We start from the raw sequence: 15,733 nt of genomic DNA, 5'->3' as shown, positions 1-15,733 counted from the left end.
CCCCCAGAGGGGGAAGGCTTTAATTCTTTTTATCTTTTCAAAACTTATTATTTACTACTTTATAATTTCTTAAATACCGGAATGGACTCGATCGGTGCGTCAGCGGTAATTGTGGTTCCGCCGTTGTAGGATCTTCCGTTTCTAATATCTTCCCACTTTCCTGCAGGGAGGTAAACCTCTCTCTCAAACTTGTTGAGTTCCAGAATCGGTGCTACCAGATACTTGTCACCAAACATGTACTCATCGTAGATTTCCCAAGCCTTCTTGTCCTCAGGGAATTCATAGAAGAGTGTACGTATGATAGGTGATCCGTTTTCACTGGTCTCCTTGAAAAGTTCCTTGATGTAAGGCTTAAGCTCATGGCGGAGGTTAAGCTGATCCTTCATGATCTTGAAGTTGTCCTCACCGTAGCTCCAAAGCTCGTTGTCCTGACCTGTGTGAAGGTATCCGCCCCCGAAGCTTCTGTTGTCAAGCGGCGGGATATCGTAAGGGCCTCTGTCTCCGTGGATTCTGAGGATGGGTGAAAATACCGCAAACTCATACCATCTGATAAGGAGCTGTCTGAAATCGGGATCATTTACATCATCTGTCATGAATCCGCCGATGTCTGTTGTCCACCAGGATATTCCTGCAAGTCCCATGTTGAGTCCTGCTGCCACCTGATCTCTTAATGCCTCAAAGGTACTGGGTACATCACCTGACCATACGACATTTCCGTACTTCTGGCTTCCTGCCCATGCGGAACGAAGAAGGCTTACAACCGGCTTATCCTGGAGCTTTGTCATCTTATCGTAGAAGACTCTGCTGTAGTACTGAGGATAGATGTTGCTTACTTCAAGAGCAGGTCCCATGTAATATCTGAGTGAATCGAAATCGTATTTTACAAGATCAGGCTCAGAGTTATCCAGCCAGAACATATCTATGCCAAGGTCATAGTAGTTCTTTTTACATACTTCCCATACATACTCTCTGGCTTCCGGATTAGTCGCATCGAAAACTGTGCAGTCACCCTCGAAGTCATAGTTCTGAAGTCCGCCTCTCTCATTTTTCACAAGAAGGCCCCTCTCAAGCATATCGTAGAAATGCTCACTTCTCTTATCAACTGTAGGCCATACGGATACCACCACCTTGATACCCATGCTGTGAAGTTCGTCAACCATCGCCTTGGGATCAGGCCAGTAGGTCTTGTCAAATTTCCAGTCGCCCTGAACAGTCCAGTGGAAGAAATCGATAACTATGCAATCTATCGGAACTCCGTGCTCCTTGCAGTCATGTGCTACCTTAAGCACTTCTTCCTGTGTGCGGTAGCGAAGCTTGCACTGCCACAGTCCCAGAAGGTCATCAGGCATCTCAGGTGAACGACCTGTAACCTCGGTGTAATTTTCAATAATTTCTCTTGGTGTATCAGCTACCGTAATCCAGTAATCAAGCTCCTTCGTAGACTCTGCCACCCACTCTGTGTAGTTATTTCCGAAGGTTGCACGTCCTACAGCAGGATTGTTCCACAAGAATCCATAGCCAAGACTTGATACAGCAAACGGAACAGATACCTGTGAATTTCTCTGCTCAAGGTCAAGTATGCATCCCTTGAGATCTGTGTATGCATGCTGGTACTGACCCATTCCAAAGATTTTCTCGCCATCATTGCTCTCGAATTTCTGTGTGATGCGATAGTCTCCACCCACATGAGGTCTGTAATCTCTGTTTATATATTTAAGACATCTTGATTCCTTTGACTCTGTTCCGCCATAGCATCTGAAATACTCTCTGAGGAACATCTCGTCATCCTTGTAGAAGGTAATGACTCCAGCAAAGTTCACAGTTGCCTTTACTCTTCCGTTCTTGATTTCTGCGAAGGGTCCATCTTCTCTTGCTGTGATGGAAACTACGGAATTTGTTGTCGTATTCTCTTTTGATGCTTCTGCTGTTTTGCTGATGTACTGGTCGTCTTTGTCACAGTGATATGCGCCCGGATCATCTTCATCATTAGCTGTCAGTGCCCAGTTTCTTCCTGTAAATTCAGGATACATTGTTGTGCGCACTCTCAGGGCATTCTTTCCCCAGGGCTCTATCCTTACAGTCTCTCCCTGCCTCTTTGCGATCAAGGCTCCGTTGTCATTTGTAAATTTCATGCGTAAACCTCTCTATTGTATGATTTTGTCTTTGGTTTTTCTTATTTTCTTGCTTTTCTTACTTATTTTTCTTGCTTGTTCTGCTTGCTATTTAGCATGCTTTCTTTTTTAACTTGCTTTTAGCATTTTACATGCCTCTATGTTGTCAAGTGTGCTTTTGTTATGTTTCTCTTGCACCGTATATTTTCTGTGGTTTTGGTTCTTTATGTAACCGTATTTTTTATACTTTTTAACCCTAAGTTTCTGTACTTTTTGTTCTATAGGTATCCTGTATGATAATCCTCTTTTTCTTGCAAGAAATCATAGACACTTGTTTTTCGGATTACGTCAATACTTCATAATATTCTTGTGTTGACGTAATCGATATTTAGGTGATAGCCCAACAAGCCTATTATTGTATTTTTTGACTGACACAGTTTAGCTTGCGGCAATAATATTTCCTGCAGGAGTTAAGTCAACTCGCGAACAATTCTTAATATAGACTTAAACGAATTTTAGCCATTATTCCAACACTTGAATTCTGCCAGTTATTGACGTAAATGTTCAGAGCTGGAAAAAATCTGATTCTATGCATTTTACGTCAATTGACAGTAAAATTATCTCATTGGTCTACCGCCCCCTTTTTTAGGTAGACCATTATAGACATTTTCGACTCCGTTGACTGAATTACACAGGCTTGCGGGAACACACTTCCTAAATGAGTTACGTCTATTCGCGAACAAATCAATCTTTGGGAATAACAGCCTTTTGAGGGTTACACCATTTCTCTCTAAAAAGTACTATTTGACGTAATAAGTTTTTCCCAATGTCATGACTTCTTGCAAACAAAAACAAAAGCGGACTCAAGAATCTATAAACTAATCCCAAGCATAAAAGTTCACTCTTGAAAAATCTTTATCAAGAACAGCCGCCCCTCTTTTATGCTCACCTTTGCTATATTCCCGACAGGGACTTCATTGGATACCCCAAGAGGAAAATTTGTGGTAAGGTCTGCATCCTCAATATTATACTTGGCATCAACGATAGTTACTCCGTGCGCATCTCCTCCTGCTGCCAGTAGCGAGAAATATTTACAGGAATCAGTTATTTCCGCAGTAACAGGAGTGTCAGTTACTAGGCTATTTCCTTCCTCAAAAGAATTCACAACTCCGTCAGCCTCTTTTGCGCAGCCACAATTAGTATTCCTTCCCCAGGACAACACCGTAATCTCCGAATAGTCATCAACAATCATACCCGACAACTCTTCAGAATCAAGCATCAGCAAGATAGCAAGATTTCCAAGGGAGTGATCAAACCTCTTGCCCAGAACTCCCACCAGCAGGAAATCCGTGAAGCCTCTCTTTATTCCTTCCTTAACCGCATAAACAGTATCAGTGTCATCCTTCACAGTGGGAAGCACAATTGTTTCCACATCCATATGCGGATTTTCATGAGAATCGAAATCTCCGACTATCAAAGATGGCGCTGCTCCCAGACTCTCCATATGAGAAAGTCCGCAATCACAGTAGATTACAAAATCAGTATCCCTAATGTGATCACGGACAAACTTATAATTTCCAATTGTAGCTCCCCCAACTATTACACATCTTTCCATAAATCCCCAACCTTCTTGTTATAATTATAGATACCTGGCGAGAAAACCTCATCCTAATAGGGTGCAGGATGAATCGCACGCTTGTTCCGAACAGCTGTTTGTGGTAAAATGACTGCTGACCGGAACTCTATCCTCAAAAAACATGCATCAACTCTGTCAGGCTCAAATGAATTTACACATTCCCATCAAGCTTCAATGAATCAGTAACATAACACTTATATCCATTCTGCTTACAGAACTCCTTGATCTTCTCAACAAGCTTCATATCCCGCGTGTACTCGATCATGTACACAATAAGACCCTCTTTCTTTGCTCTGGCAAGATATTCCTCAAAATACGCCCTGTCCAAAGCAGGCTGTTCTCCAAACAAGCCATATTCATAATCTTTAACGGTGCTAAAAACAGCCTCCTGATTAACTCCGGTTATGAGCTCTGTCTTCCCCTCGTCCATCAGTTTGGAGACGAAGGTATCGCCACCGTTTATGATAATCGGCAGATGATAAGTGTCCCTGAGCCTTGTAATTATATTCACAAGTCCCTTGTAAATCCAGCTGTGAGGATAATTATAATAGACGTCCGTATTATCTATGAAAAATCCGTCCGCCCCCTTTAGGACTATCTCCGCTGCAACATTATCCACTATGAAATCCTGCCAGGCTTGTTCAGAAACATCGACCCAGTATTCGCCCGGCCAGTTCGCATACTCTCCTAAGGTGATTCCTGAAAAGGCGTCAAAGTAATCCCTGAAATCCTCTATGGATCCCACATTCAGGTAGCTGTAAATCCGCCTTCCATGTGCCCTGAATGATCTCAAATCCTCAGCCGAGACATTCTGCGCATCGATTATCGCAAGGCCTATGCTTTTGTCCTTATCAAGCTTGGTGTGAAGCTGCTCCGAGGTTGCACCAATATACACGCCATAACCTCTTGGGCCGTCAGGTGAATCAATGTCCACGATATGTCCCGTTTCGGCCTTCGCTCTATAAGCAGGAAAAATAGCCACACTTAACGAACTTACAATACAGCAAACCAAGGCAACTGACAGAAGTTCACAAACAATCTTATTGAGTGAGTTCTCCCAATTTTTTAGAGGGTTCTTCAAATAATTTAGCAGGTTCTTCCTATTGTTTAGCAGGCTCTTCCTATGATTCATAGTGCACCTCCTGGTAAGTCGAATTTATCCAGACAATTCATCTTCTAGTGTAGCTGTTTTTATATTTCTCGACTATATTATTTAGATAAAATCTGTAATTTACAAGGCGGAAGAAGGAGGCGATGGGGCTCCATCGGCGACTGATGACAACGCAGTAAATTCGGATTTTAGCAAATATATAGTCGAGTTAATATGAAACAGCTACACTAGTACATAATTCCAACGACAGGTACCCATATTTCTATTTAAATATTATCCACAAAATATAATTATTATTTATTGTTCTCAATCCCCCATTTTGGGAAAATTCTTCTCATAATAAAAAATGTACTGCTGTATTATTCCTGCGTTCACCCCATATTCAGGAAAAGGATTAACTCCTCCAAACTCTTCATCAATAGCCCTTGAAATCCAGACATCCACAGGTGCTCTGCCCATCCTCGCATAGGCAAAAAGGCATACGCAGTTAGAAACTTTTTTACCGACGCCATGAACGTCCATAAGTGCATTAAAAAGCTCCTCATCCTCCAGTTCATCTATCTTCTCAAGGTCAAGCTCGCCACTATTTACCTTTCTAATTGCATCATACACGTAAGGAGCTCTGTAGCCAAGCCCGCATTCTTTCAAATCTTCCAGCGTGGCATTTGCCATCTGACCCGGTGTCGGAAAGGCATAAACCACATCTGTAACATAAGCATGCTCAGCATTTAGTGCACTGGTTGTTACTTCACAGGCATGCTCGTTATTTACCGAGCAGCTACCTTTTACAGATTTTCCATCCACTTGAACACTGGTAAAATCATCCATTCCCTTAACGTTAATCCGTGTTCCAAACTTAGTGCAGAGTGCCTCAACCGCGCTGGATATAGCAGGAATGCTCTTTCTTTGAGATATGATAAAGGAAATCAGCATTTCCCACTTGTCCTGCTTAAGAATCCTAAGGCCCCTTCCGAAATCAATTGCCCGGTCTGAAAAATCATGCTTTCCATACTCTGTTTTGCAGATTTCGGAGTAGCTTCTGTCCATGTCAAAATATGGCTTCCAGATTTCTTCCCATTCTTTTTCTGTACACGAAATGTCAAATTGCTTCAAAGTCGATGCAGATACAGAATTATCATCCCCTGCTTTCTTAATATAAAGAACATGCTCCCCAGTGATAAATCTGAACACCCCGGGCATAGTTTCCTTTACACGGAAACACTGACCGCTTATCTGGATTTTTTTCGGATCGAAATCGTCTATAATCTCTATTCTCATAAACAAACCTCAGGCTTAAATTTTCCTTATCCATCTCAGGATTTAAGTTTCTTATCCATCTCAGTATTAAGCTTTTCCCCATTAATCCTTGCACATAATCCTAAGCCAGCTTCATTTCAGCAGAAAAAACATCTACTTTTATAACCGCCTTACTTATGTATATACTGCAGCACATTTGCTGCATCCACTTTTTCATAATGAGTCCTGATATATCTGCCGTCCTCGAGGTTCAGGGAGCTGACAGATTCACCCTTAGCCAGCGCCATTGCAAGGTCATACATTGCTCTCGCCTGGCCTTCCTTATCATTATAGATGGTTCCCATGATGGTCTTGTTGACCACCGCTTCGAGACCAACATCCGTTCCGTCAATTCCGAAGATAAGTGGTCTCTCGTCAGCTGAAATCTTCGCACTATTGTATGCATCCACAGCGCCAAGAGCCATGTCATCGTTATTTGCAAGGACAAGCTCTATTCCATCACCGTTTCTCTCAATGAGCTGTGCCATCTTGGTCTGCGCCTGAGCCCTGTTCCAGTTTGCAATGGCGTAGCCCACTTTATCAACCTCCACACCCTCATCGATAAGCGTGTTTACGGAATACTCCGTACGCACAATTGCATCCTGATGCCCGGCTTCGCCCTCCAGCACAACATACTGAATGCGTCCGTCCCCGTTTTTATCTGCCTTGGAGGACTCTCTTCTGATCATATTTGCCGCAAGTTCTCCCTGCATTCTTCCGGATTCAAAAGCATCAGAGCCGATATAGTAGAGCTTTGGCCACTGGGTAATATCCTCTTCAACAAGCTCCCTGTTAAAGAAAATTATCGGAACATCCGCTTTCTTCGCAAGTTCGATTATCGTATTTGGCGCAGTTCTGTCCACAAGATTGACGCACAGCACATCCACGCCCTTGGCAATCAGCTTTTCAACCTGCTCATTTTGCGTAATCTGGCTCTGCGAAGCATAGACATACTCCACGTTCACACCGTCCTCAACACATTTCTCGAAGCACTTGATTAGCTGGGATAAAAATGTATCATACTGGTCATAGCAGCAAACTCCGATTTTAATCTCATTAGATTCAGGGGCCTTTTTTTCGCACCCTGAGAGCATCCCAACAGTCAATACTACACAAACTACCCAAACAAATATTTTTCTACTGTATCGTCGTGAAAAGATATTTCTGATTATCATCCTTAAACATATTCTCCTGATTAATTACACGGTATTCCACAGTATCATCCGTCATAGGAGAAAGCTTGTGGTCGAGCTTTGCTACAGCTTTTTCAACCGCTCTGTAGCCCATGCTGAATTCGTTTGGCACGATCATGCTGACAATCCTGCCGCTGTCCAGATAAGAGATATTCCTGATGGAAATCCCCTCTCCGTACAGTTCATAGGAAGGCGTAAGCTTCCCATTCTCATCCATTTTGTAATCATACACTGTCAAACCTGAGGAATAGGCATTCTCAATTTCTCCCAAAAGTTCGGCCGATGCCTGCAGACTCTCATCATCCAGTGCGATGATAATATCAACAGGATTTTCCCTGTACACCTTTTTTATCAATGACAGATTTCCTTCGTGAAGATCATTTCTGAAAATCTGCACATCAGCAGATCTATTCCTGATTAAATCGTTTCCGTTTTCTCCATCAAGTATTATACACCAGGTGGCATCTGTCTTTATCACATCCAAAATGTCATAGAGCCCTGTAAGCTTATCCTTTTCACAGTAAGTGTCCATCCTCTTTGAGACAATACCTATTCTAAGATCGGAAAGCCCTGCCTGATGCCTCAACAGCACCTCGTTTCCAAGAGCACGCCCAATCTCATAATTGTTTGGTGAAATAGTCGCAAACTTGCCCTCTATGTCGATATCCGTTTCAACTCCGGTCTCCGTAAAAGCCAGGACCGCTTTTCCGCTGATATCCTTAATATACTCCGTAGTTCCGACGCTCTTTATCAGATTTGTCACAATCGCATCGGCGCCGCCCAGTATCTGCTTATCAATAACTGAAAATTCATCCTCCACACTATTAAAGGCGGATGTGTTTACAAAATCTATCATTACGCCTCTGTCTGTAGCTGCACTCTCTGCGCCAAGTCTGAAGGCGTTCCATCTGTCATTCTGGCCATCCTCAACAACCACTGAAATATTGTAGGTTTCATCCTCCGCAGAGCTCTTTATAAGTGCATAGGCAGAAATAAAAATCGCTACCACAAGTACTATTGCCACCGCGATGAACGCCCTGTTTCTGTTCTTAGGCATATGCACCTCCCTTTTCAAGCCGCTCCCTGTTTTCCTCGGTAGCAGGTATTGCCGGCAGATGTATCGTGACCTTCGTTCCCTCATCAGGCTCGCTCTCAATCTTAAGTCCGTATTCCTCACCAAATCTCAGCTGAATTCTCTTGTGAACATTGATGAGTCCAACGCCCGAACCGTTCTTGCTTGCGCGCTTATCCTCAGTCAGGATATACGGCAGCTTTTCAGAAGGAATTCCGTACCCGTTGTCGATTACTTCTATGAAAATATCGTTCTCTTCCTTGTATCCACGAACGGTAATCTCACCGTCCTCATCCATATTTTTCACACCATAATAAATCGCATTCTCCAGAAGTGGCTGCACAATCAGCTTAACAGTCAGGCACTCCTTTATTTCCGGTGCGATATCATAGTCCACGGTGAAGGCATTTTTAAACCTTATCTTCTGAATGTTCATGTAGTTTTCAGCATGCCTCAGCTCATCCTCTATCGGAATGATGGTGCGTCCTTTGCTCAGCGATACTCTGAACAGGCTCGCCAGCTGGGTTATCATGAAAACTGCTTCCTCGTAGTGCTCTCCCTCAATCATCCACACGATGGAATCAAGAGTGTTATATAAAAAGTGAGGATTTATCTGTGATTGCAGGGCATCAAGCTCGCTCTTTCGCTTTTCCTCCTGCTCGATGACGATGTCTTTCATCAGTCTGTTAATCTCATCAAGTGAGCGCTGAAGCGTTTTTCCAAGATGCTCTACTTCCGAGGTTCCGCCTATGTAAATTGCAGAATCCGTTTTTCCTGCTTCAATTTTCTTAATAGATTCATTCAGTTTCCTGAGAGGCTGCGTAACCTTCATGGTCACCATCTGGTTCATGAAAATCATGGCAAGAGCAGTAAGTGCGGCAACAAGGATAACGAAATATCTCGTGCTCTGCATGCCCAGATAGAAGTTTTTTATCGGAGTTACACTGACAAGTTTCCATCCGGTGTAGCTTACGGTGTCCACAACGACTATTCTCTTTTCACCCTCAAAATTCTCCTCGTAAACTCCGTCGTCATAGCCTGCTGCCTGGGCAAAGTTTTCATTATGAATTCCAAGGGAAATCTGCTCTGCCTTGGGGTGATAGATGAGCTGCCCGTTGCTTGTTATCAGGTAAACATACTGGTCTGAGTTGGTCTTGTTTACGCTCTCAAGCATCTGCTGAATCGTCTGATAATTCATATCCACGAGAAGAACGCCCATCCTGGGTTTTCCGCCGTAGTTAAGCTCAACCGCGCGGCTTAGGGATATTACCCAGTGATAGCGATAGTCCGTCTCATCCAGGAACAGGTTTTGAACATGTGGTGTTGAAAAGTGGAGATTTTCCAGACTGGCAAAGGCCGTAGAAAACCAGCCCTGCTCAGGTATCTGCGCATTGTCTTTTTTCAGGGCAATGGGAGCTGCACTAATGAGATCGCCGTTACTTGCAAAAAGCGCAAAGCTCACAAGATTGTCCTTATTGGCTTCATAGAGAAGACTCATCTCGGAGGAAAGATCCTCGGATTCAAAATCCATGTCCTTTATTACGTCATAGTACATGGCATCCGAAATTCTTCGCATTCTGCGCAGATAGTCCTCGATGCTGCTTGTGGTACTTGCGAGCATCTGAAGAGAGTTGTCAGTCATCATCTGACGTGAACGGCCCTCGAATCTCTGATACATGGACATACCTAAAAAGAGCATGCAAACCAATGATACCAGCGTGAAGGATATCAGAATGATGCTCTGAATAGTACGTGGATAGAGCTTAAGCAGATATTTTCTAAGATAGTCCCTGCTTGTATTTAGATGGTGAGGTTCCGAATTGTTTTTTGAAAACATAGCTGAAATAATTAGGGTCTCCGTAACCTACCTGTTGTGCTATTACGTAGGTTTTTTCATTTTTTTCTATAAGGAGCTGAAGCGCCTTCTCCATGCGGTAATCCGTAAGATAAGTCACAAAGGTTTTTCCTGTCTCCTTCTTAAAAACTGTTGAAAAATAGGCACTGCTCACGGATAGCTCAGAGCAGATTCTGTCCACTGACAAATCCTGATCGGCATAGTGATCCGCAACATAATCTATGGCTTTATTTACAAATGACTTTGTAGTGTCGGTTCTTTTTTCACGGAGCATATTCTGGAGCTTTGCGCAGGTTTCCTTAAGCCACGTCATGAGCTCTGTCTTTTCAAGCTGTGATAACTTGTCATAGGCGTCGTTTTCCGCATCGAAGATTTCATCAGTATTTAGCTGATTGCCGCGCATGAATCTGTAAATCTCGCTTATCATTTCAAGCACGAAAAATTTGTATTCCGACACTGACATGTCAACTGACGTTCCGCTTGTTATGTAGTCTTCAACCGATTTTCCGAGAGCAGCCTCATCCTCCATTTTTATCTTCTTGAAAATCTCATGAAGGTCAGCCTCAAGGTCCACAGTCTGCTTTACCACAGGCGGCGCAATCTCAGAGATGTTTATGGCCTTTGTTGTTCCGTAGAGAACTCGGTATGAAACAGCGTCCTTTGCACCATCATAAGAAGTTTTCAGATCTTCCACACTTCCGACAATTTCGCCTATTCCTATTGTAACATTGGCTTTGCAGACAGTTCTTGCAAGTCTGCAGAATCTGTCACAGTCATCAGTGAATTTTGTCTTGGCCTCCGTGGAAGTGAGCTGTGCAATCATGACTGTGCTTCCAAGGTATGAGAAGAACTTTGCGTTATATGAAGAATCAACTCTCTCCTCAGCAAGCCTCCTTACCGAAACCGAGAGAAGCACGTGGCTTACACCTTCCGGAAGCTCCGATGTACTAATGTGACATATGGCTACACAGAAGAATGGTCCATCAAGCTTTATACTGTAGTCTTCAAGGTATTTGGGAATTCTCTTTTCCTCAAGCTTTCCATCAAGAAGCGCCGCAAAGAAGTCCTCCTGCAAAAGGGGAAGTGACTCCATGTAGTAACTTTTCAGCTTTTCAAGGTTTTGTCTCTCATCGCGCTCTTTATCAAGTGATTCATGGATTCTTTCAAATACGCTCTTGAGTTCCCCTGCGTCTATGGGCTTTAGGATGTATTCCTCTGCCTCAAGTCTTATTGCTTCTTTGGCATATTCGAATTCATCATAACCGGAGAAGATAATGATTCTGATTCCGGGGTAAAGTTCCTTTAGCTTTTTCGACAGCTCAAGTCCTGTCATGTAGGGCATCTGTATGTCTGTCATGACAACGTCCGGAGCCTGATCCTCCGACACTTCCAGAGCCTCAAGCCCGTTCCTTGCGTATCTTGGCTCCTCGAAGCCCATCTCTTCCCAATTTAGTTTTCTCTTTATCGCCTGGGTGACCTCTTCTTCGTCATCCACAAGTAGTACTGAGTATTTCATATAGTTATTCTCCAAACGCTTTGGGGGCGTGAGTTGTATTGGCTATTATTTTTTGAAGATTATGTATCCACTTTTTCTATCTCATGTTTTTTGGGTGACTATTTTATTCTACTTGTTCACCCGTTTCTGCATATTTCCTTACTATAGGATTAAATCGCCCGGCTTGCGGGCTATAGCTTCCTGCTACTATTCACCCCACTCGCGTACAAATCTTATTTGTGGTTGAACTTGGTAATCAGCTTATTCAACCAGTAACAAATTTTATCTTGCTATGGGTGAATTTCATCTTCTGCTTGTTCACCCTTTTCTGCAGATTTTTATTATAGGATGAAATCGTATGGCTTGCGGGCTATAGCTTCCTGCTACTATTCACCCCATTCGCGTACAAATCTTATTTGTAGTTGAACTTGGTAAGCAGTTTATTCAACCAGTAACAAATTTTATCTTGCTATGGGTGAATTTCAGCTTATACTTGTTCACCCGTTTCTTATGTTTTCATTATTATATGATGAATTAGCCTGGCTTGCGGGGTATATCTCCCTGCTAATATTCACCCCACTCGCGTACAATTATCTCACGCATACTTATCTGTTACTTTCTTCCACATAACAACCATGATTGCTGTGCAGGCAACGATCTGAACAAGGCCTGCAACAGGGCTTACGAGCACAAGACCTGCCATGACAAGTGTGGAAATCCCGAAGAATACAATAACAAGGCCTGCTGCCTTGCAATAGCCTTCAACGTCTTTCGGTGGCTTCTCCGTTTTGCCACGGACTGCCTTGTAGTCCTTCAGAACAAGAAGTCTGAAAGCATAATAAGCACAAATTACAAATAATAAAAGTGAAATTCCTGATTGTTCTAATATATTGTTTAATGTCATATTTTACCTTTCTTCTACATATTTTCTACAAACTAAGAGGTACAGCCTACAGTGAATCTCTTAGTTTACTTTAAATATTTACATAATCTATTTGATGCTATTTAAATATATCCCTAACCTATAACATCAATTGTATTTTTAAACTACTCTTTAATTGTCTTACTACTTCTCTTTAGTTATCTTGCTACTTCTCTTTAGTTATCTTGCTACTTCTCTTTAATTGTATCTTTTTCTAACCACTCTTTCCATCTTTTTCAGAATTAAGCTTCCATAAAAAGTTGTAACATATTCCTCTCGCAGAGTGTACAGATCACTTATCGAGATTGCTCTCGAACTTAGAATCTCCTATGAAACAAAAAATAGGACTAAGGAGACATACCCCCTTAGCCCTAATAGAAATCATTACGAATTACTTCTTAGCAACATACTTTCTGATATCAAGTGAGATAGCTACGAAGATAACGATACCGATTGCAATGTACTGAGCGTTTGCGTTTACTCCAAGGTACTGGAGAGCTGCCTTCAAAAGCTCGAATACTGCTACACCGATGATGGCACTTGAAACCTTACCACGTCCACCTGTAACTGATACACCACCGATTGTACAAGCTGCGATAGCTTCCATCTCGTAACCATAACCAAGGTTAACTGATGCACCACCGGCCTTTGCGCCAAGCATGAATCCTGCAAGACCATACATCATAGCTGCCTTCATGTAGATGAGGATCATTGTAAGTCTAACCGGAACACCTGCAACTTCTGCTGCCTGCGGGTTTCCACCGATTGCATACATGTATTTACCATGACGAGTCATGTTGAAGATGAACCATGTGATAATTGCTACACCGATTGCAATAAGTACAAGGAAGCTGATTCCTGCGATGTTACCTGTAGCGATGTCTGTGTACTGCTTTACGTATCCACCAAGAGGTGTTGCGTTTGTGTAGATAAGTGCAAGACCGTAAACAATTTCCATCATAGCAAGTGTTGCGATGAATGGCGGAACGTGAAGGAATGCAATGAAGAATCCTGTGATTGCTCCAAAAAATCCTGTGATTGCAAGTACAATAAGAAGTACTACAAATACGTTCATGGGTTCCATATCAGGGAAGAATTTTCCTGAGTAGTCAATCTTCTGGAGCAGTGTACCTGCGATACATGCTGCAAAACCGATCATACGACCTGCTGAAAGGTCACATCCTGCTGTGATAACGCATCCTGCGATACCAAGAGCGATAACAAGACGGGGTGCCATGTTTGTAAGAATATTGAGGAAGTTACCAAATGTAAGGAAGTTCTTGTTTGTGAGTCCTGTGTAGAAAACCAGGATGAACATAACTATGATAACTCCGTTATTGATCAGAAAATCTTTCATTTTCTGCTGCTTTGTCTTTTCCATTTTAATCTCCTTTTTTATCCCCTCATCCGGCACTTCGTGCCACCTTCCCCCCAAGGGGAAGGCAAGAGGTATATCCATCATTTCAACCAAAAATATATTCTAGTCTTTAAAACATTGTTGCGTAGCTCATTACTTTTTCCTGAGTCATATCTGCTTCGTTGTCGATCTCACCGGTCTTCTTGCCGTTACACATTACGACTACTCGGTCACTCATGCCGAGAAGCTCGGGCATTTCTGATGAAATCATGATGATTGCCTTGCCCTGTTTAGCAAGCTCTGTCATTATTTCGTATATCTCGTGCTTAGCTCCGATATCAATACCTCTTGTAGGCTCATCCATTATGAGGATATCCGGATCATTTGCAAGCCATCTGGAAATAATTACCTTCTGCTGGTTACCACCTGAAAGGTTTGCTATATGTTCCTGCTTACTGGGTGTCTTAATTCTGAGCTTGTCTATGCTGTCATCAACAACCTTGTTTATACTTGCGTGATCAAGTACAAATCCTGCCTTCAGGAACTTGTTGTAAACTGATACACCAACGTTATCCTTAATGGAAAGACATCCGAAAATACCTCTTGCTCTTCTGTCCTCAGTTATCATTCCTATTCCGGCCTTCATGGCATCTCTGGAGTTCTTGATTTCAACCTTTTTGCCGTGAATCTTTACTTCTCCCTTTGAAAGGTTTCTGATTCCGAAGATACCTTCCATCAGCTCAGTTCTCTGAGCTCCTACCAGTCCGCCAAATCCAAGGATTTCACCCTTTCTGAGATTGAAGGAAACATCCTGGAAGGATCTGGTGTGAATTGAAGATAAACCATTTACCTCCATTATCACATCTCCGAACTCTCTATCCTTAGGAGGATAAATGTTTGTAAGCTCACGTCCTACCATCTTAGCTATGATGTCATCAATAGTAAGATCTGCTGCCGGCCATGTTCCGACGTAGGTTCCGTCTCGCATTACTGTTATATCATCTGCAATGCGCTTAATCTCATCCATCTTATGTGAGATGTAGATCATGGCAACTCCCTTACTTCTGAGGTTCTCCATGATTTTGAAAAGCGCTTCAACTTCATTATCTGAAAGAGAAGATGTAGGCTCGTCGAAAATGATAACCTTGGCATCATGTGAAACTGCCTTTGCAATTTCTACTGACTGCATCTGTCCGATTGACAGTGTTGATAACATTGCCTTGGGATCAAAGTGCATGTCAACTTCGTTCAGCCACTTCTCTGTTTCTTCGTACATTGTTTTATGATCAATTACCTGGAGTGGTCCGATTTTCTTAACCGGAAATCTTCCCAGATACATATTCTCACCGACGCTTCTTGCAGGCACCGGCTGCAATTCCTGATGCACCATTGCGATACCCATTTTCATGGCTTCATCAGGATTATTTATTACTACTTTCTGTCCATCTATAAGAACTTCACCGGCGTCCATCTTGTAGATTCCGAACAGACACTTCATAAGTGTGGATTTTCCGGCACCGTTCTCTCCCATCAGTGCATGCACTGTACCTGGGCGAATTGCTAACTGAACGTTATCTAGTGCCTTAACGCCGGGAAATGACTTGGATACGCCCCTCAGTTCCAATTTGTATTCTGATGCCATAATCCCTCCTAAATACTAAAAACAATTTTTATATCAATGCTTT

General features: G+C 42.7%; 11 protein-coding genes. All 11 read right to left on the bottom strand.

Annotated elements, in window-relative coordinates:
* Positions 1-59: 59 nt before the first annotated feature.
* Positions 60-2,132, bottom strand: a complete 2,073-nt coding sequence (locus G602_RS0123090; protein ID WP_026661163.1) for a glycoside hydrolase family 31 protein — start codon at positions 2,130-2,132, stop codon at positions 60-62.
* A gap of 877 nt (positions 2,133-3,009) precedes the next feature.
* On the bottom strand, positions 3,010-3,726 hold the full coding sequence (locus tag G602_RS0123085) for a thiamine diphosphokinase (protein WP_026661162.1): 717 nt from the start codon (positions 3,724-3,726) through the stop codon (positions 3,010-3,012).
* 172 nt (positions 3,727-3,898) lie between these two features.
* Positions 3,899-4,879: an endo alpha-1,4 polygalactosaminidase gene (locus tag G602_RS0123080; RefSeq protein WP_049945440.1), complete on the bottom strand. Its 981-nt coding sequence runs from the start codon at positions 4,877-4,879 to the stop codon at positions 3,899-3,901.
* 285 nt (positions 4,880-5,164) lie between these two features.
* Complete coding sequence (locus G602_RS0123075) at positions 5,165-6,136, bottom strand: DNA-3-methyladenine glycosylase family protein (RefSeq protein WP_026661160.1); 972 nt, start codon at positions 6,134-6,136, stop codon at positions 5,165-5,167.
* Positions 6,137-6,285: 149 nt separating this feature from the next.
* Positions 6,286-7,329, bottom strand: coding sequence for a galactose ABC transporter substrate-binding protein (locus G602_RS0123070; RefSeq protein ID WP_044933420.1), 1,044 nt, complete (start codon positions 7,327-7,329; stop codon positions 6,286-6,288).
* Positions 7,292-8,404 carry a sugar ABC transporter substrate-binding protein gene (locus G602_RS0123065; RefSeq protein ID WP_026661158.1) on the bottom strand — a complete coding sequence of 371 codons (1,113 nt, stop codon included), beginning with the start codon at positions 8,402-8,404 and terminating at the stop codon, positions 7,292-7,294. Before G602_RS0123065 ends, G602_RS0123070 begins: the two co-directional genes overlap by 38 nt.
* The gene (locus G602_RS0123060; protein WP_044933417.1) at positions 8,397-10,256 is read right to left on the bottom strand and encodes a sensor histidine kinase; all 1,860 of its coding nucleotides are present in this window, start codon (positions 10,254-10,256) and stop codon (positions 8,397-8,399) included. Before G602_RS0123060 ends, G602_RS0123065 begins: the two co-directional genes overlap by 8 nt.
* The gene (locus tag G602_RS0123055) at positions 10,198-11,790 is read right to left on the bottom strand and encodes a response regulator (RefSeq protein WP_026661156.1); all 1,593 of its coding nucleotides are present in this window, start codon (positions 11,788-11,790) and stop codon (positions 10,198-10,200) included. Before G602_RS0123055 ends, G602_RS0123060 begins: the two co-directional genes overlap by 59 nt.
* 574 nt (positions 11,791-12,364) lie before the next feature.
* Complete coding sequence (locus tag G602_RS0123050; RefSeq protein ID WP_026661155.1) at positions 12,365-12,673, bottom strand: hypothetical protein; 309 nt, start codon at positions 12,671-12,673, stop codon at positions 12,365-12,367.
* A gap of 409 nt (positions 12,674-13,082) precedes the next feature.
* Entirely contained in the window at positions 13,083-14,072 is a 990-nt protein-coding gene (locus G602_RS0123045) for a galactose/methyl galactoside ABC transporter permease MglC (RefSeq protein WP_026661154.1), read from the bottom strand.
* Positions 14,073-14,178: 106 nt separating this feature from the next.
* On the bottom strand, positions 14,179-15,690 hold the full coding sequence (locus G602_RS0123040; RefSeq protein WP_026661153.1) for a sugar ABC transporter ATP-binding protein: 1,512 nt from the start codon (positions 15,688-15,690) through the stop codon (positions 14,179-14,181).
* Positions 15,691-15,733: the final 43 nt, after the last annotated feature.

Origin of the sequence: Butyrivibrio sp. AC2005 (assembly GCF_000424145.1) — a bacterium.
Taxonomy (GTDB): domain Bacteria; phylum Bacillota; class Clostridia; order Lachnospirales; family Lachnospiraceae; genus Butyrivibrio.
Note: the sequence above shows the minus strand (reverse complement) of the source record. Positions and strands in the feature narration are given on the sequence as shown.